Source organism: Acinetobacter sp. YH12069, from assembly GCF_013419675.1.
In the GTDB taxonomy this organism is placed as follows: Bacteria; Pseudomonadota; Gammaproteobacteria; order Pseudomonadales; family Moraxellaceae; genus Acinetobacter; species Acinetobacter amyesii.
This window is the reverse complement of the sequence record NZ_VOZS01000005.1, coordinates 162,145-179,706: the sequence shown is the minus strand read 5'-3', so window position 1 is coordinate 179,706 and position 17,562 is coordinate 162,145. Positions and strand designations below refer to the sequence as shown.

The 17,562-nt window shown below is 41.6% G+C and carries 12 protein-coding genes; 1 reads left to right on the top strand and 11 read right to left on the bottom strand.

Going from position 1 to position 17,562, the window contains the following annotated elements; translation table 11 throughout:
- Nucleotides 1-423: 423 nt before the first annotated feature.
- From sucD to sdhC, 9 genes are all read right to left on the bottom strand, one after another.
- Nucleotides 424-1,314 carry a succinate--CoA ligase subunit alpha gene (gene sucD, locus FTU16_RS04710; protein WP_168379215.1) on the bottom strand — a complete coding sequence of 297 codons (891 nt, stop codon included), beginning with the start codon at nucleotides 1,312-1,314 and terminating at the stop codon, nucleotides 424-426.
- Nucleotides 1,315-1,327: 13 nt separating this feature from the next.
- Nucleotides 1,328-2,494 (bottom strand): ADP-forming succinate--CoA ligase subunit beta, encoded by a 1,167-nt coding sequence (sucC, locus tag FTU16_RS04705; RefSeq protein ID WP_180108900.1) that lies wholly within the window; start codon nucleotides 2,492-2,494, stop codon nucleotides 1,328-1,330.
- Nucleotides 2,495-2,674: 180 nt separating this feature from the next.
- Nucleotides 2,675-4,105: a dihydrolipoyl dehydrogenase gene (lpdA, locus tag FTU16_RS04700; protein WP_078189903.1), complete on the bottom strand. Its 1,431-nt coding sequence runs from the start codon at nucleotides 4,103-4,105 to the stop codon at nucleotides 2,675-2,677.
- A gap of 60 nt (nucleotides 4,106-4,165) precedes the next feature.
- The gene (odhB, locus tag FTU16_RS04695) at nucleotides 4,166-5,383 is read right to left on the bottom strand and encodes a 2-oxoglutarate dehydrogenase complex dihydrolipoyllysine-residue succinyltransferase (RefSeq protein WP_180162797.1); all 1,218 of its coding nucleotides are present in this window, start codon (nucleotides 5,381-5,383) and stop codon (nucleotides 4,166-4,168) included.
- 16 nt (nucleotides 5,384-5,399) lie between these two features.
- On the bottom strand, nucleotides 5,400-8,222 hold the full coding sequence (locus FTU16_RS04690; protein ID WP_111884450.1) for a 2-oxoglutarate dehydrogenase E1 component: 2,823 nt from the start codon (nucleotides 8,220-8,222) through the stop codon (nucleotides 5,400-5,402).
- Between the two features lie 796 nt (nucleotides 8,223-9,018).
- Nucleotides 9,019-9,726, bottom strand: coding sequence for a succinate dehydrogenase iron-sulfur subunit (locus tag FTU16_RS04685; RefSeq protein WP_078189905.1), 708 nt, complete (start codon nucleotides 9,724-9,726; stop codon nucleotides 9,019-9,021).
- A 14-nt stretch (nucleotides 9,727-9,740) separates the two neighbouring features.
- Nucleotides 9,741-11,639: a succinate dehydrogenase flavoprotein subunit gene (gene sdhA, locus FTU16_RS04680; RefSeq protein WP_180003914.1), complete on the bottom strand. Its 1,899-nt coding sequence runs from the start codon at nucleotides 11,637-11,639 to the stop codon at nucleotides 9,741-9,743.
- A gap of 12 nt (nucleotides 11,640-11,651) precedes the next feature.
- Nucleotides 11,652-12,017: a succinate dehydrogenase, hydrophobic membrane anchor protein gene (gene sdhD / locus FTU16_RS04675; protein WP_078189907.1), complete on the bottom strand. Its 366-nt coding sequence runs from the start codon at nucleotides 12,015-12,017 to the stop codon at nucleotides 11,652-11,654.
- Nucleotides 12,017-12,415: a succinate dehydrogenase, cytochrome b556 subunit gene (sdhC, locus tag FTU16_RS04670; RefSeq protein WP_078192993.1), complete on the bottom strand. Its 399-nt coding sequence runs from the start codon at nucleotides 12,413-12,415 to the stop codon at nucleotides 12,017-12,019. Before sdhC ends, sdhD begins: the two co-directional genes overlap by 1 nt.
- A 1,027-nt stretch (nucleotides 12,416-13,442) precedes the next feature.
- Here sdhC and gltA point away from each other — a divergent pair.
- On the top strand, nucleotides 13,443-14,720 hold the full coding sequence (gene gltA, locus FTU16_RS04665) for a citrate synthase (RefSeq protein ID WP_078189909.1): 1,278 nt from the start codon (nucleotides 13,443-13,445) through the stop codon (nucleotides 14,718-14,720).
- A gap of 334 nt (nucleotides 14,721-15,054) precedes the next feature.
- On the opposite strand, the gene FTU16_RS04660 is transcribed toward gltA, so the two are convergent.
- Nucleotides 15,055-16,695 (bottom strand): NAD(P)/FAD-dependent oxidoreductase, encoded by a 1,641-nt coding sequence (locus FTU16_RS04660; RefSeq protein ID WP_180162796.1) that lies wholly within the window; start codon nucleotides 16,693-16,695, stop codon nucleotides 15,055-15,057.
- Nucleotides 16,692-17,558: an SDR family NAD(P)-dependent oxidoreductase gene (locus FTU16_RS04655; RefSeq protein WP_180162795.1), complete on the bottom strand. Its 867-nt coding sequence runs from the start codon at nucleotides 17,556-17,558 to the stop codon at nucleotides 16,692-16,694. Before FTU16_RS04655 ends, FTU16_RS04660 begins: the two co-directional genes overlap by 4 nt.
- Nucleotides 17,559-17,562: the final 4 nt, after the last annotated feature.

Genomic DNA, 17,562 nt, shown 5'->3' with positions numbered 1-17,562 from the left:
TATTCCTGATCTACCATCCTTTGTATAAGGCTTGAGAAAATTACAAATAAAATAATTTCTATTGAAAATATTAGGCTTCATCCAAGTAAAAAAGCTCTTTAATGATAAAGATCCATTAAAAATCTCAATTAAATTAGTTATTTTCCCTAAAATCAATATACTGCACGCTATACGAAATTATTTTTAAAAATCATAAACCTATGACCATCCCCGCAATCATCACATATTCGGATTATTATGTGTTCTTTACATTTCATAGTTATTGAACAACCAATATTCCATCCGTTTATGCAGCGTCACTGCACCCCAAAGCAGAACACATAGCCATGCCCTTATGGCTTTTGCATAGCGGCTGAAATACGCTTTTTTTTGCGTAAAAAAAAGAGAATCCGAAGATTCTCTTTTGATGTTTAAGTATGGCGATTAAACCAAACCTTTGCCTTTCAGCACTTCGTACATGGTCGAACCTAATTCAGCAGGACTACGGGTATAAGCCATACCCGCTTTTTCAAAGGCAGCGAATTTCTCTTCAGCTGTGCCTTTACCGCCCGAAATGATTGCCCCTGCATGCCCCATACGTTTACCTTTAGGTGCAGTTACACCCGCGATATAACCAACAACAGGCTTTGTAACATTCGACTGGATATATTCAGCTGCTTCTTCTTCTGCTGTACCACCAATCTCACCAATCATGATGATCGCTTCAGTTTGCGGGTCGTCTTGGAACAGCTTTAAGCAATCAATTTGGTTCATACCCGGAATTGGATCTCCCCCAATACCGATACACGTCGACTGACCTAGACCCAGCTTGGTGGTTTGCGCTACAGCTTCATAGGTCAGAGTCCCTGATCGCGAGATAATGCCGATTTTACCCGGCTGATGAATATGCCCCGGCATAATACCGATCTTACATTCACCCGGAGTAATAATCCCTGGACAGTTCGGACCAATTAGACGTGCATTATTACCATAGGTTTCTAGGTAACGTTTAGCTTTTAGCATATCGAGTGTAGGCACACCTTCCGTAATCACAACGATCAGCTCAACACCTGAATCAATCGATTCAATAATTGAATCTAGGACAAATGGTGCCGGTACATAAATCGAGGTTGCCGTTGCACCCGTTTCACGTACAGCTTCTTTCATGGTATTGAATACGGGCAGATTCAAATGTTGTGTGCCGCCTTTGCCCGGAGTCACCCCACCGACCACTTTTGTGCCGTAAGCAATTGACTGTTCAGAATGGAATGTGCCGTTTTTACCGGTAAAACCTTGTACCAATACTTTGGTGTCTTTATTAACTAATACGCTCATGATCTCTACTCCCTTAGCCTTTTACCGCAGCAACAATTTTTTCTGCAGCATCAGCCAAGCCATTTGCAGAAATCAATTTCAAACCTGATTCATCAAGTAATTTTGCACCCAACTCTGCATTGTTCCCTTCTAGACGAACAACCACAGGTACAGTCACATTTACTTCTTGAACCGCTGCAATAATTGCTTCAGCAATCATGTCACAACGTACAATCCCACCAAAAATATTAATTAATACACCTTGCACAGAACTATCCGCCAAAATGATTTTAAAGGCTTCAATTACGCGTTCTTTGGTCGCGCCACCGCCTACATCTAGGAAGTTTGCAGGTTGACCACCATAGAGTTTAATGATGTCCATGGTTGCCATCGCTAGGCCAGCACCATTGACCATACAGCCAATATTGCCTTTTAAGGCAACATAATTCAGATCAAATTCTGATGCTTTCAGCTCACGCTCATTTTCTTGCGTTTTATCGCGTAGTGCTGCGATTTCTGGTAAGCGATATAAAGCATTTGAGTCAATACCAATTTTTGCATCCACACATAAAATCTCGCCATTTTCACGTACGGATAACGGGTTAATTTCAAATAAAGCAAAATCATTTTCAATGAATGCTTGATAAGCCGCAGACATGATTTTGACAAATTGATTCACTTGACCATCTTTTAGGTTTAAAGCAAATGCCACTTCACGCGCTTGGAATGGTAACAACCCAACTAGAGGATCTACTTCAACTTTAATAATTTTTTCAGGGGTTTCTTCTGCAACTTTCTCAATTTCAACCCCACCTTCAGTCGATGCCATAAAGGTCACACGACGGCTAGAACGGTCAACTACAGCACCTAGGTACAATTCACGCTCTACTGGATAAACATCTTCAGATACCAAAATACCGCTGACGGGTTGACCTAATGCATCTGTTTGATAAGTGACTAAGCGTGAGCCGACCATTTGGTTCACATAATCAGTGGCTTCTTGTGCAGATTTTACCACTTTAACGCCGCCTGCTTTACCACGACCACCTGCATGTACTTGGGCTTTGAGTACCGCAAACTTACCACCCAGTTGCTCAAAAGCTTTGACTGCTTCTTCTGCGGTAGTTACAAATACGCCTTCTTGAACTGGCATACCATATTTTTTTAATAACGCTTTAGCTTGATATTCGTGTAGATTCATTGAACAACCTTTTACTCTTTTTTCGCTTTGTTATGACCCATTAAAGCCCAGACATCCGTCAAAGCAGCTTTAACCTTTTTAAATCTTAAAATATTTCTTATCTTTATTTTTAGATGATTATTCAAATTAAAACAACCATCTGAAACAAAAAAGAGCGGCCTAAGCCGCTCTTTTTACATCTTATTTACGTTTACGCTGAATCGCGTGAATCGCACGTCCATCGACTGCAAGCGCAGCTTCATGAACCACTTCAGAGAATGTCGGGTGACCGAAAGTCATTAACTGAAGATCTTCAACTGAAGACACAAACTCAAGCGCGATCATGCCTTGGTGTACGATATCAGACGCTGCAGGTCCAATCACGTGCATACCAAGTAGACGATCTGTTTTCGCATCAGCAACAAACTTAACAAAGCCTGCGTTTTCACCAGCAGCCATTGCACGACCATTCGCAGCAAAGCCAAATTGACCAGTCTTCACTTCATGGCCTTTTTCTTTCGCTTGCTCTTCTGTTAAACCAACCCACGCCGCTTCTGGGTGTGTGTAGATGACAGAGATGATTGTGTCGTAGTTCACTTGAGCTGCGTGACCGTGCATACGTTCAACAGCCATTACGCCTTCTTCCATTGCTTTATGTGCAAGCATTGGACCACGTACCAAGTCACCAATTGCGTATACACCTTCAACTGAAGTTGCACACCAATCGTTTACTTCAACTAAACCGCGTTCAGTGAGTTTAATGCCTGAATCTTCGGCCAATAAACCTTCTGCATATGCTTTACGGCCCACACAAACGATCAATTTATCGAAAGTTTGAGTTTTGTCTTCGCCGCCTTGAGTGTACTTAACAGTAACTTCACGGCCATTGACTTCTGTACCAGCAACTTTAGCGCCAACACGGATATCAAGGCCTTGTTTAGTCAATACTTTTTGGTAGTCTTTTGCCAAAGCTTTATCAGCCATTGGCAAGAATGCATCCATTGCTTCAAATACAACTACTTCAGCACCTAGACGACGCCAAACAGAACCAAGCTCTAGACCAATGACACCCGCGCCAATTACGCCAAGACGTTTAGGCACTTCTGGGAACTCAAGTGCACCAGTAGAGTCAACAATAATGTCTTGATCTACAGGAGCAACTGGAATATTGACTGGCACAGAACCCGATGCAAGGATTACATATTTAGGTTCTAAAATTTGAGTTTCACCTTCGTGAGATACAAACTCAACTTTCTTACCTGCAAGTAATTTACCTGTACCTTTTAACCATTCGATACCGTTGCCTTTAAGTAGGCCATCAATACCCATTGTTAATTGGTTAACAATTTTGTCTTTACGATCAAGTAATTTTGCAAGATCAAATTTCACTTCACCTGTTGTAATACCGTGGTCATCTAAGTGATGAACGGTATCTTCATAACGGTGAGATGAATCAAGTAATGCTTTAGATGGGATACAACCCACGTTTAAGCAAGTACCACCTAAAGATGGTTTACCTTTATGAATACGTTTTTCAATACAAGCTACTTTAAAGCCTAATTGAGCAGCGCGGATAGCAGCTTCATAACCACCAGGACCGCCACCAATAACAACTAAATCAAATTGAGACATGTGTATCTCCAAAAATGGGCTTAGAGGATCGCTCTAAGCCCATTGCATTATTCTGAAGTATTAAAGATCAAGGATTAGCTTAGCTGGTTCTTCTAACAATTCTTTGATTGTTACAAGGAAGCCTACTGCTTCTTTACCATCGATTAGACGGTGGTCATAAGAAAGCGCTAAGTACATCATTGGCAAGATTTCAACTTGACCATTTACAGCCATAGGACGTTCTTGGATTTTATGCATACCCAAAATCGCAGTTTGTGGCGTATTTAAGATCGGTGTAGAAAGCAAAGAACCGAAAGTACCACCATTAGTAATAGTGAATGTACCGCCAGTCATATCTTCAATACCCAATTTACCATCACGCGCTTTACCAGCGTATGCACGGATACCATTTTCAACTTCAGCATAGTTCATGCGGTCAGTATCACGAAGAACTGGAACTACTAGACCACGGTCGCTTGATACAGCAACACCGATGTCGTAGAAACCGTGGTAAACGATGTCATTGCCATCAATCGAAGCGTTTACAGCTGGGTAGCGTTTAAGTGCTTCAGTTGCTGCTTTAACAAAGAATGACATGAAGCCAAGACGTGCACCATGACGCTTTTCAAAAGCATCTTTGTATTGTGCACGCATTTCCATGATTGGTTTCATGTTTACTTCGTTGAACGTAGTCAACATTGCAGTTTCTTGAGTTGCAGCAAGTAGACGTTCAGCAACACGCTTACGAAGACGAGTCATAGGAACACGTTTTTCGATACGTTCACCAACAGCAACGCTTAATGGCGCAGCAGCAGGAGCAGTTGGTTTAGCTTGATGGTTTGCAACATCTTCTTTAGTGATGCGACCGCCACGGCCAGTGCCAGCAACGTCAGCAGCAGCAATGCCAGACTCAGTCAATGCTTTACGCACTGCAGGAGCTTGATCAGCAACAGGTTGAGCACGTTCAACAACAGGAGCAGCGCCCGCTTGAGTTTGCGCAGCAGCTTGTTCTACTTTCTCTTCTGATTGAACAGCTTGAGTTTGAGCAGCGCCAGAAGCAGCACCTTCTTCAAAAGTCGCAATCACCTCAGCAGAAAGAACTGTATCGCCTTCGTTTTTAACGATTGCAGAAATCGTACCGTCAGCAGGAGCTACAACTTCTAAAACAACTTTATCTGTTTCAATATCACAAATCACTTCGTCACGTGATACTGCTTCACCTGGTTGTTTGTGCCAAGTTGCAACTGTACCGTCAGCAACTGACTCTGGGAATACCGGTGCTTTAATTTCGGTTGCCATTATTAAGAATCTCCTGTTATTCAGCTACGATAGCTAAAGCATCATTTACGAGCTGAGCTTGTTGTTTTGCGTGCAAATATGGTGAACCACAAGCCGGTGCAGCAGAAGCTTCACGACCTGCATAACTAATACGAACTTGTTTGCCCGCTTTCATCACGTCGTCATACAGACGCGGAGCGATGAATAACCATGCACCTTGGTTCTTCGGTTCTTCTTGAGCCCAAACCAATTCTTTAACGTTTGGATATTGTGCCAGAACTTCAGCAAGACGTGCTTCTGGATACGGATACAATTGTTCAATACGAACGATTGCTGTGTTGTTCAATTCTTTTTCACGACGTTTTTCAAGTAAGTCGTAGTAAACCTTACCACCACAAAGCACTAGACGAGTTACGTCTGACTTGTTGATATTGTCGATTTCATCGATCACAGTTTGGAATGAACCATTTGCAAGTTCTTCTAATGTAGAGGTTGCAAGTTTGTGACGAAGAAGAGACTTCGGTGAAGTCACGATCATTGGTTTACGGATTGGACGAAGTGCTTGACGACGCATCGCATGGTAAATCTGCGCTGGTGTAGTCGGTGTGATCACTTGCATGTTTTCTTCAGCACATAGCTGTAAGAAACGCTCTAAACGAGCTGATGAATGCTCAGGACCTTGACCTTCAAAGCCATGTGGAAGAAGCATAGTCAGACCACATACGCGTTCCCACTTAGTTTCGCCAGACGCGATGAACTGATCGATTACAACCTGTGCACAGTTTGCGAAGTCACCAAATTGCGCCTCCCAAATGACAAGGCTCTTCGGAAGAGTCGTTGCATAACCGTATTCGAATGCAAGAACCGCCATTTCTGACAATAATGAGTCATAAATAGCTGTACGTGGTTGGTTTTCTTTCAAGTTACATAATGGAATGTAAGTTGAACCATCTACTTGGTTATGAAGTTTTGCATGACGGTGTGAGAATGTACCACGACCAACGTCTTCACCTGTTAAACGAACAAGGAAACCTTCATCTAGAAGAGACGCGTAAGCTAATGTTTCAGCAGCACCCCAGTTCAATGGCATTTCACCAGTCTGCATTTTCAGACGGTCATCAATCACTTTAGCAACCTGACGTTGCATCACGAAGCCTTCTGGAAGCTCGCGCATTTTCGCACCAAGCTCTTTTAGACGTTCGATTGGGAAAGTGGTATCCCATTTGTCTGTGTATTCGTGGCCTAGGTAAGGTTTCCAGTCCACAAACATTTTTGTATTTGGCTCAAGTACCAACGCATTTGCAACGTGTTTACCTGCTTCAAGGTCAGAACGATATTGTTCAACCATTGCATCAGCAGAAGCGCGATCAAGAACACCTTCTTGTACAAGCTTGTCAGCATAAAGCGTACGTGTTGTCGCTTTTTTATTGATGATTTGATACATCATTGGCTGAGTTGCAGCTGGCTCGTCGGCTTCGTTATGACCACGACGACGGTAGCAGAACATATCGATTACAACGTCTTTACGGAATGTATGACGGAAATCGTGTGCCAATTGAGAAACAAATAATACAGATTCAGGATCATCACCGTTCACATGGAAGATCGGTGCTTGGATCATTTTCGCGATGTCAGTACAGTATTCTGTAGAACGCGCATCACGTGGGTCAGACGTTGTGAAACCAACTTGGTTGTTCACGACGATATGAACTGTACCACCCACGGTATAACCGCGAGTTTGTGACATTTGGAAGGTTTCTTGGTTTACACCTTGACCTGCAAATGCAGCATCACCGTGAACGATGATTGGTAATACATCATCACCACCGATATCTTTACGACGTACTTGACGTGCGCGTACAGAACCTTCTACTACAGGTCCAACGATTTCTAAGTGTGATGGGTTAAACGCTAATGCCAAGTGAACTTCGCCACCCGGAGTCATGACGTTTGAAGAGAAACCTTGGTGGTATTTAACGTCACCAGAGCCTTTTTTATGCAGAGATTTGCCTTCGAACTCACCAAATAGATCAGCTGGGTTTTTACCCATGATGTTTACAAGAAGGTTTAAACGGCCACGGTGAGGCATACCGATAACCACTTCTTTACAACCTACCGAACCCGCACGTTGAATAAGTTCATTCACCATAGGAATGAAAGATTCACCACCTTCAACACCGAAACGTTTCGCACCAACGAATTTGTTACCAAGGTATTTTTCTAGGCCTTCAGCTGCAGTTAGACGTTCAAGGATATGTTTTTTCTGGTCTGCAGTGTAGCCAAATTGACCACGAGTACCTTCAAGGCGTTGTTGAATCCAACGTTTTTCTTTTGTATCAACAATGTGCATGTATTCAACACCAATCGAAGCAGTATAAGTTGCTTCCATTGCTTGAACCATTTCACCAAGTGTTGCTTCAGATTTACCGATTGCAAGGTTACCTGTATTAAATACAGTGTCTAAGTCAGACTGAGTTAAACCATGCGCAGCAAGATCTAGATCAGGCACGATTTCACGTTTTGCAAGACCTAGTGGATCTAATTTTGCGTTTTGATGACCACGGTTACGGTATGCAGCGATCAACTGTAATACACCGATTTGACGGCGTTCATGCTCAGAACTTACTGCACTTTGCACTACAGGCTGAACACGGCTTGAATTACGGCCTAATAATAGGAATTGCTCACGTACATTGCTGTGTGGTTGATCACCTTTCGGGAATTTATCGAAGTATTCACGCCAATCAGCCTCTACTGAGTCTGGAGCCGTTAGATACTGCTCATAAAGTTCTTCAATATACGCTGCACTGTCAGCGCTAAGTTCAGTGTCAAGACGCAGTGCGTCAGCAACTTCTTGCATTTGTGGACCCATTTCCTATTGCAAAACATTTCAGGATGCTTTTTAAGCGAACCCATGATTAGTAATGTCAAATTGGTAATATGACATTAGTCCCCATTAGGCTTAAGCCTTGAGGCGTTATCACTACATTAGGATTACCCAATGTGATTAATGAACAATAACGCCCTCAGCGGCATCATTACTCATTGAGAAATACCCGACATAAATCGGGCAATTTTTGCAAATCATCTTAGAAAAAATAAATTTTTCGCAATTATCTTTTCTAAAGCGACTTTATTAACATTTATATACCGTCTACAGCGCTTAAATTGTAGAAAAAATGTACCCAATTCAAAGTCATTTTTTACATATAGTGATACTTTAAATGCTAACACGTTCGAGCATTTTCAATTGATTTTTTTGACACATACCTCTCATAAATTAGCGAAATACACTGTTTGTATTTTCATCTATGATATGGTGCTACATATAAAATGATCTTTCAATTAAGACAAAAGTCTACGTTCGATTTTTACCTCATCTCATATACAAAAACAAAAGAGAGCTGACATTCCTATCCTCTCTCTTTTTACTACGTTACATAATAACATCTTCTAATCCTTTTGACAGACTTGAACGAGCGTTTCATCAATAAATAACCATTTATCTATCACTTTATACTTTTAATTCACTACGTTTCTATGAAATCCATTTATAGCACTCTGCAATGACAGCGAATAACTTTCACTATCATCATTTTTATATATGACAAAAAAAGCGCACCCAATGGTGCGCTTTTTTTTTACTGCTAAATCTATTAACCAAGATCTAAAAGCATATTACGGATGTGACCGATTGCTTTAGTTGGGTTAAGACCCTTAGGACATACAGATACACAGTTCATGATACCTTTACAACGGAACAATGAGAATGGGTCGTCAAGACGAGCCAAACGCTCTTGAGTTGCTGTATCACGAGAGTCAATGATGAAGCGATATGCGTTCAACAATGCTGAAGGACCCAAGAACTTGTCTGGGTTCCACCAGAATGATGGACATGAAGTTGAACAACATGCACAAAGAATACATTCGTACAAACCATCTAAATGTTCACGCTCTTCAGGAGACTGCAAACGCTCTTTAGGAGGCGCAGGCTGATTGTTGATTAGGAACGGATGGATTTTGTTGTACTGATCGTAGAACTGATTCATATCTACAACCAAGTCTTTAATAACTGGAAGACCTGGAAGTGGACGAATTGTAATCACTTCTGGTAAGTCGTTTAGGTTCCAAAGACACGCTAAACCATTTTTACCATTGATGTTTACACCATCAGAACCACAAATACCTTCACGACATGAACGACGGAATGTTAATGATTCGTCTTGTACTTTTAATGCTAGAAGCGCATCAAGCAACATACGGTGCTTGTCAGTCAACTCTAGTTTAAAAGTTTGCATGTACGGAGCTGCATCCTTATCAGGATCGTAGCGGTAGATATTAAATGTACGAGTACCTCTACTCATCTTACTTCTCCCAATTAGAATGTACGTGGTTTAGGTGGAATAGCATCTACAGATAAAGGCTTGTAACGTACTGGTTTGTACTCAAGACGGTTATCTACAGAGAACCATAAAGTGTGTTTCATCCACTCATCATCACGACGGCCGTATGGGTAGTCAGCATGATCAGGTGGTAATTCGAAATCTACCACTGTATGCGCACCACGACATTCTTTACGTGCAGCTGCAGAAATTAATGTCGCTTTTGCAACTTCATACAAGTTTTCAACTTCTAGAGCTTCAACTCGTGCTGTGTTAAATACTTTAGATTTGTCTTTCAAGTGAATGTTGCGTACACGTGGTTCGATCGCAAGAATCTGTTTCACACCTTCTTCAAGAAGTGCAGATGTACGGAATACACCAGCATGGTCTTGAACGATGTCACGGATTGCATCAGCAACTTCTTGAGCATTTTCACCAGAAGTAGATTCATCAAGATGACGAACACGATTCAAAGTGTTTTCAAGAACAGTTGTAGGTAATGGAGCGTATTCATCACCATGGTGTTTAGTTACGTAGTCAACAATATGTTCACCAGCAGCTTTACCAAATACAACCAAGTCAAGCAATGAGTTTGTACCTAGACGGTTTGCACCATGTACAGATACACATGAACATTCACCGATTGCATAAAAACCTTTCACTGGTTTAGTGAAATCACGGTCGCCCGCGTTGTGTGAGTACACATCAGTTTCTTTGTTGTAGTTCGCAACCAAAGCTTCAGTTTCACGAGATACAGGAACAACCACTTGACCATGAATGTTTGTAGGAATACCACCCATTTGATAATGGATTGTAGGTACTACAGGAATTGGCTCTTTAGTGATGTCAACGTTCGCGAATTTCTTACCAATCTCGAATACAGATGGAAGACGTTTCATGATTGTTTCAGCACCAAGATGCGTCATATCAAGCAAGATGTAGTCTTTCTTAGGACCACAGCCACGACCTTCCTTAATTTCTTGGTCCATAGAACGTGATACGAAGTCACGAGGTGCCAAGTCTTTAAGTGTCGGAGCATAACGTTCCATGAACGGCTCACCAGCATCGTTACGAAGGATCGCACCTTCACCACGACAACCTTCTGTCAACAATACGCCTGCGCCCGCAACACCTGTTGGGTGGAATTGCCAGAATTCCATATCTTGCAATGGAATACCTGCACGAGCTGCCATACCAAGACCGTCACCAGTGTTAATATAAGCGTTAGTAGATGCACGGTAAACACGACCAGCACCACCAGTAGCGAACAATGTAGCTTTACCTTGGAATACTGCAATTTTACCCGTTTCTTGGTCAATTGCTGTCACACCAAGTACATCGCCTGCTTCGTTACGGATCAAATCAAGTGCGATCCATTCTACGAAGAATTGAGTACCCATTTTCACGTTGCTTTGATAAAGCGTGTGAAGAAGTGCGTGACCTGTACGGTCGGCAGCAGCACATGCACGTGGAACTGGTTTTTCACCATAGTTCGCAGCATGACCACCAAACGGACGTTGGTAAATTGTACCGTCAGCGTTACGGTCAAATGGCATACCTAGGTGTTCAAGTTCATATACAACTTGCGGCGCTTCACGAGTCATAAACTCAATTGCGTCTTGGTCACCTAACCAGTCAGAACCTTTAACTGTGTCGTAGAAGTGGTAGTGCCAGTTATCTTCTTGCATGTTACCAAGAGATGCACCAATACCACCCTGCGCTGCAACAGTGTGTGAACGAGTTGGGAATACTTTAGTCAGTACAGCAACTTTCAAACCAGCTTGAGCAAGTTGGTAAGAAGCACGCATACCTGAACCACCACCACCAACGATGACCGCATCGAAAGTTAGGTGTGGAATATTTGTGTAATCTTCTTTAGGGGTTATAGCGCCCATGATATTTTCCTATCAATTTGCCCAAAAAATCTGGATCGCCCAGATCGCGTATGCAAATACTGCAACAATCACTGCAGAAGTCAGCACTAAACGCAGACCGTTTGCTGAAGGACCCATTTGACGAGTAGTCACATAGTCAGTGAATACTTGCCACATACCAATCCAAGCATGCGCAACAAGAGATAAGACAGACAATAAAGATAAAATCTTCATTGGTGTTGTCATCATAAAGCCATACCATTGCTCAAAAGTGAATCCGCTATTGCAAAGGATCCAGCCCAGCACAACAATAGTATAAACAGCCAATACAACGGCACTTACACGTTGGATAAACCAATCGCGCGAACCTGATCCTGTTAAACCTGTAGCACTTTTCATTAGAGAACAATCCATACAAATGCTGCAACAATACCGATTGCAGACAAGATCAATGAAATAGTAGCTGCGATACGACCACTTTGAAGTTCTTCAGCAACGCCAAGATCTGCAAATAGATGCTTGATACCACCAATAAGGTGATAAATTAAGCCGGCTACAAATACCCATACGACAAAACGCACAATAAAGCTGTCAAACACAGCTTGAACTTGCGCAAAACCTTCAGGTGAAGATAAAGATTTGTCTAAAATCCAAAGAAGGACCGGTACGAGTAAAAATACGATAACACCTGATAGACGGTGTAAAATTGATGCAATAGCCACAGGGGATTTTAAGTTTACGTCTAAAACTTGACCCATGGACAAATTGACAGGTCTGTTGCTTTTCACAGCGGGCATCCTGTAAGTAAAAACTCCATCCGGAGTTTGTTGGAATTAATTCGTAGGAAAGCTAGCATAGTCAGACATTACAATATAATAAACTCTGCAGCTGTCTGATCTTATAAACGACAGGGAATTATAAAACGTGAACTTTCAAAACACAAACGAAGACAATTAGGAATTTTGCAAAATATCCTTAAATAAGAATCATTAACAATAACTTTTCTAAAAACAAATACCTTATTTATCTAAGAAAATCAGACTATCTTGTTGGTTTTAATCAGTTAAATGTAAATTTAACTTATTGTTTTTGTGTGTATATAGCGATTTAAACTTTTAGACTAAAGATGAACAAATCTAAATCTTTCTTTTCCCACTACATTTTAAAATCTTCCAACACATTCGCCAAGCCATAATCATAAAAATAAATGTGCATCATTTTCTCAAATGATAAAACTCAAAGATCATGAAACGAAATAAGAACTTAGTCTGTGCATAAAAATCTCAGCAACAGCAAATCTGTTTAATAAAACGCCATTTTTTACCTTTCAAATGACAAAAATGATCATTTATTAAGCTCTTAAAGGCGTTTAATTAACTATTTTTTAACCAAACGAACTTTTTTTTAAGGGCGATTAAGTCGTTTTAATTATGAATAAGAAAACAGCAATTTAGAGCCACAGATGTGTGTAAGTTACGAAAATTATAATAATTTAATGAAATAGCGGTCTTGTAATTCATATTTGTTTCAGAGTTTTTAAGAATTAAAAATTGCTTACAATTAAGGCAATAGGCTTTTTTTAATCTGCACCTCCCCTGCAATTTGACTTATTATACTGCGTCGGCACTGTGATTTTACTCATTTTTTAAGCGGATGAATTGTGCTTCATTCCAAGGAATGATCCTCAATTTATATCCATAAGTATAATTGACAAAATTTCAGTTCCCTCTAATCTTAGAGCAAATTTTTGATCCGTCTGATTCTCGCATTAAAAGATTAGTACTGAGTCAGATAAAACATTCACCAGGACAGGAGATCTATTGAATGTCTGAAGCAACTGGCAAAAAAGCCGTTTTACAGCTTGATGGCAAAGAAATTGACTTACCAATTTACAGTGGCACTCTAGGCCCAGATGTAATTGACGTTAAAGATGTGTTGGCCGCAGGTCACTTTACTTTTGATCCTGGTTTTGTCTCAACGGCTGCTTGTGAATCTAAAATCACTTTCATTGACGGCGGTAAAGGTGTTCTTCTACACCGTGGCTACCCAATCGACCAGCTTGCTACTAAAGCAGACTACTTAGAAACTTGCTACCTTCTTTTGAACGGCGAGCTTCCTACTGCTGAACAAAAACAAGAATTCGATGCTAAAGTTCGTAACCACACTATGGTTCACGATCAAGTTGGCCGTTTCTTCAATGGTTTCCGTCGTGACGCTCACCCTATGGCGATCATGTGTGGTGTTGTTGGTGCGCTTTCTGCGTTCTATCACAACGGTTTCGATGTTGAAAACATTGACCACCGCGAAATCACTGCTATTCGCTTAATCGCTAAAGTTCCTACTTTAGCTGCTTGGACTTACAAATACACAGTAGGCCAACCATTCGTTTACCCACGTAACGATTTAAGCTACGCAGAAAACTTCTTGTACATGATGTTTGCTACTCCTGCAGACCGTGATTACAAAGTTGACCCTATTCTTGCTAAAGCAATGGACCGTATCTTCACGCTTCATGCTGACCACGAACAAAACGCGTCTACTTCTACAGTACGTCTTGCTGGTTCTACTGGCGCTAACCCATACGCATGTATCGCTGCGGGTATCGCGGCTCTATGGGGACCTGCTCACGGCGGCGCGAACGAAGCTGTTCTTAAGATGCTTGATGAAATCGGCACTGTAGAAAACGTTGCTCCGTTCATGGAAAAAGTGAAAACTAAAGAAGTTAAACTTATGGGCTTCGGTCACCGAGTTTACAAAAACTTCGATCCACGTGCGAAAGTAATGAAAGAGACTTGTGACGAAGTGTTAACTGCACTTGGTATCAACGATCCACAACTTGCTTTGGCTATGGAACTTGAACGTATTGCGCTTTCTGACGAATACTTCATCAAACGTAACCTATACCCTAACGTAGACTTCTACTCAGGTATCATCCTTAAAGCGATTGGTATCCCAACAGAAATGTTTACAGTAATCTTCGCTCTTGCACGTACTGTTGGTTGGATCAGCCACTGGTTAGAAATGCACAGCGCACCTTACAAAATCGGTCGTCCTCGTCAGCTTTACACTGGCGAAACTCAACGCGATATCCAAGGTCGTTAATTCGAAAGAATTGTGCGAATCTAAAAACCGTCCCTTTGGGGCGGTTTTTTTATGCAACTAGATTTATTTTTCGCTATTAAACAGCCCCATCTGACTGAATTTTCCTGCTCAATCATTAGATAAAACGATGCCTCACAAGCTATAAAGTATGCTGTTTATTGCTGAGTGTATTTTAAATCGCCATTTTCTAGAAAATCTCACACTGTTTCATCAGATATCGTCATAAAAAAAGCCCAATGCCACGTAGAAATTAGGCTGTAAACAAAAGGTTTAAATATTGATGATGCTTCATTTTGGCTTATCGAGTTAAGCGACATTTATTAAACCAAAGTCTCTAAGCAACAGTCTCATAATCTGCCAAATCCACATGTTTAAGACGCTGCTTTAACTGTTTCAGTGACCACGGCCAAGCTGCAAAATTGCGCCCATTGGCATCTAAGTAATAGCTCTTACAGCCGCCACTATTAAAGACTGTCGTCTGTAGATGTGTCTGCACTTTTGCATTGTGATAGGCCAATACATTTGGCTTAATTTCAAGCCGTTGTATCTTCTCTTGTTTCATTTTTACCAAGGCATCGACGATATACCCAACCTGTGCTTCTGCAATCCCAATGAATGAGTCATAAACCAAAATATTTGGCCCGAGCACCAAGAAGGCATTAGGTACTTGCGCGATACTGGTACCCAAAAACGCTTCAGGAGAACTGTTTTTCCAAAGTTCTGACAATAACTCCCCTTTGGCATTTTTTACACGTTGTCCAATCGGCGGATGAGAAACTTCAAAACCTGTGCCCCAAATAATAACATCGGCTTCATGACGTTCACCATTCGCAGCGATGACGGTATTACCTTCTATTTCAACTAAACCATGTGGCACAAGTTCAACATTGGCTTGCTGCAAAGCAGGATAATAGTTATTGGCAAATAAAAGACGCTTACAACCAATAGAAAAGTTTGGTGTAACTTTTTCACGTAATTCAGCATCTTGAATTTGTGTTTTCAACAACTGACGACCTAAATAATTCACAGGCTCTAAAAGTGAAGGATTACGCAGTCCTAAATTGATACCATTTAATATACCAGCTACACTTTTGCGCCAAGTTTCTTGAACAGCTGGAAAGCGGGTAATAATGCCTTTCGCACGGTCATTCAGTGGTAAATCTGCTTTTGGTAATACCCATGGTGCTGTCCGTTGAAACACCACCACATTTTTGGCAATAGGTTGAACCTGAGGAATAAACTGAATCGCAGATGCCCCCGTACCAATCACGGCAATACGTTTATCTTTTAAGTCATAGGCATGGTTCCATCGCGCAGAATGGAACATTTCACCTTCAAAGCTTTCAATACCTTTAATTTTTGGAATTTGAGGTTCAGTAATCGGCCCAGTGGAAAAAATCACCGTTCTCGCCGCATACTTACCTTTGCTCGTCTCTAATTGCCATTGCTTTAATTGCTCATTCCATTCCGCTGCAATTAATTCACAGTTGAACTGAATGTTGCGATACAGCGCATGCTGCTCCGCAACATCTTCTAAATAGTTCAGAATCTCAGGTTGCTTGGCAAATAAATGACTCCATTTATGACTCGGCGCAAATGAAAAAGAATACAACGCCGAAGGAACATCACATCCACAACCTGGATAGGTGTTGTCGCGCCATGTTCCTCCCACGCGATTGGCTTTTTCTAAAACCACATAATCGGTATAACCCCGTTCATTCATTTGATGAGCAGCAGCTAAACCTGATATCCCCGCACCAATCACAATGGTATCGTAGACACGCACTTGATTTTCTACGCTTGGTTTTTCTAGGCTAGGCTCTGACTCTGATTGGTCTTGTACTGCTTTTTTTGCTTTGGCAGAAGACGTTACAGGACGACGTACATTAGTTTGCGTTGTTGCCTTTTTAGTTTGAGTTTTCTCTTGATCTAATGCTTTTACATCTTCGTCATGTAATTGTGTCGGCATGTTCATGCTTTTGCTCCCGACTTTTTAATATAGTTGTTAAATAAGGGATAACCCACCCCCAATAAACGAGTATAGGTTTGCGGGGATAAACGCTTTAACCACCAAAATAATTTGGCATCAGGTTGCGGAATGGTATACAACTTCCCAGCATCTAAATTATTCAATGTCAAATTGACGACATCGTGGCTCGTCATAAATGCATGATTCATCAGCAGTTGATCAGCCAAGCCTGAATATCGATTGGGCAAGCGTCCATTTTTCATGATATTGGTCGGCACCAAGGTTGGGCACAGTACATTCACACGGATATTTGCCGATCTAAGCTCTGCCGATAAAGTTTCAGACAATGCCAACACACTCGACTTCGTCACGTTATATGCTGTCATTTCCGGTGCAGCGGTATATGCCGCAGCAGAAGCAACATTAATAATCGCGCCCCCCTGCTTATTTTGTTTCAACTTGGGTACAAAATAATGGCAGCCATGCACCACACCCCACAAATTGACATGCATGCACCACTGCCAGTCGTCTAAACTCAGTTCATCAAATTTACCACCCAGCCCGACGCCTGCATTGTTGATCACTAAGGTCACAGCATGCCCCATCAACTGCTCAGCTTGCTCTGACAGTGCTTTAACTTCTTCAGCCTTACCGACATCACACTGCACTGCATATGCGTTTGATGAGGTCATGGATTGAATTTGATCAACCGTTTCTTGCGCTGCTTCTAGATGAATATCGGCACAGACCACTGTCCCACCACGACGTGCCAACTCCAAAGCAAAGCTTCTTCCTATACCACTGCCTGCACCAGTAACCACCGCGTAGGCGTTTTCACTTGGCTTATTCTTTTTTCCAAATAGACCCATGGTT

Bases quoted from the DNA above. Each gene is read 5' to 3' on its own strand.
- sucD (WP_168379215.1), bottom strand. From the start codon at position 1,314: ATGAGCGTATTAGTTAATAAAGACACCAAAGTATTGGTACAAGGTTTT.
- sucC (WP_180108900.1), bottom strand. From the start codon at position 2,494: ATGAATCTACACGAATATCAAGCTAAAGCGTTATTAAAAAAATATGGT.
- lpdA (WP_078189903.1), bottom strand. From the start codon at position 4,105: ATGTCTCAATTTGATTTAGTTGTTATTGGTGGCGGTCCTGGTGGTTAT.
- odhB (WP_180162797.1), bottom strand. From the start codon at position 5,383: ATGGCAACCGAAATTAAAGCACCGGTATTCCCAGAGTCAGTTGCTGAC.
- FTU16_RS04690 (WP_111884450.1), bottom strand. From the start codon at position 8,222: ATGCAAGAAGTTGCTGACGCACTGCGTCTTGACACTGAACTTAGCGCT.
- FTU16_RS04685 (WP_078189905.1), bottom strand. From the start codon at position 9,726: ATGAGTAGAGGTACTCGTACATTTAATATCTACCGCTACGATCCTGAT.
- sdhA (WP_180003914.1), bottom strand. From the start codon at position 11,639: ATGGGCGCTATAACCCCTAAAGAAGATTACACAAATATTCCACACCTA.
- sdhD (WP_078189907.1), bottom strand. From the start codon at position 12,017: ATGAAAAGTGCTACAGGTTTAACAGGATCAGGTTCGCGCGATTGGTTT.
- sdhC (WP_078192993.1), bottom strand. From the start codon at position 12,415: ATGCCCGCTGTGAAAAGCAACAGACCTGTCAATTTGTCCATGGGTCAA.
- gltA (WP_078189909.1), top strand. From the start codon at position 13,443: ATGTCTGAAGCAACTGGCAAAAAAGCCGTTTTACAGCTTGATGGCAAA.
- FTU16_RS04660 (WP_180162796.1), bottom strand. From the start codon at position 16,695: ATGAACATGCCGACACAATTACATGACGAAGATGTAAAAGCATTAGAT.
- FTU16_RS04655 (WP_180162795.1), bottom strand. From the start codon at position 17,558: ATGGGTCTATTTGGAAAAAAGAATAAGCCAAGTGAAAACGCCTACGCG.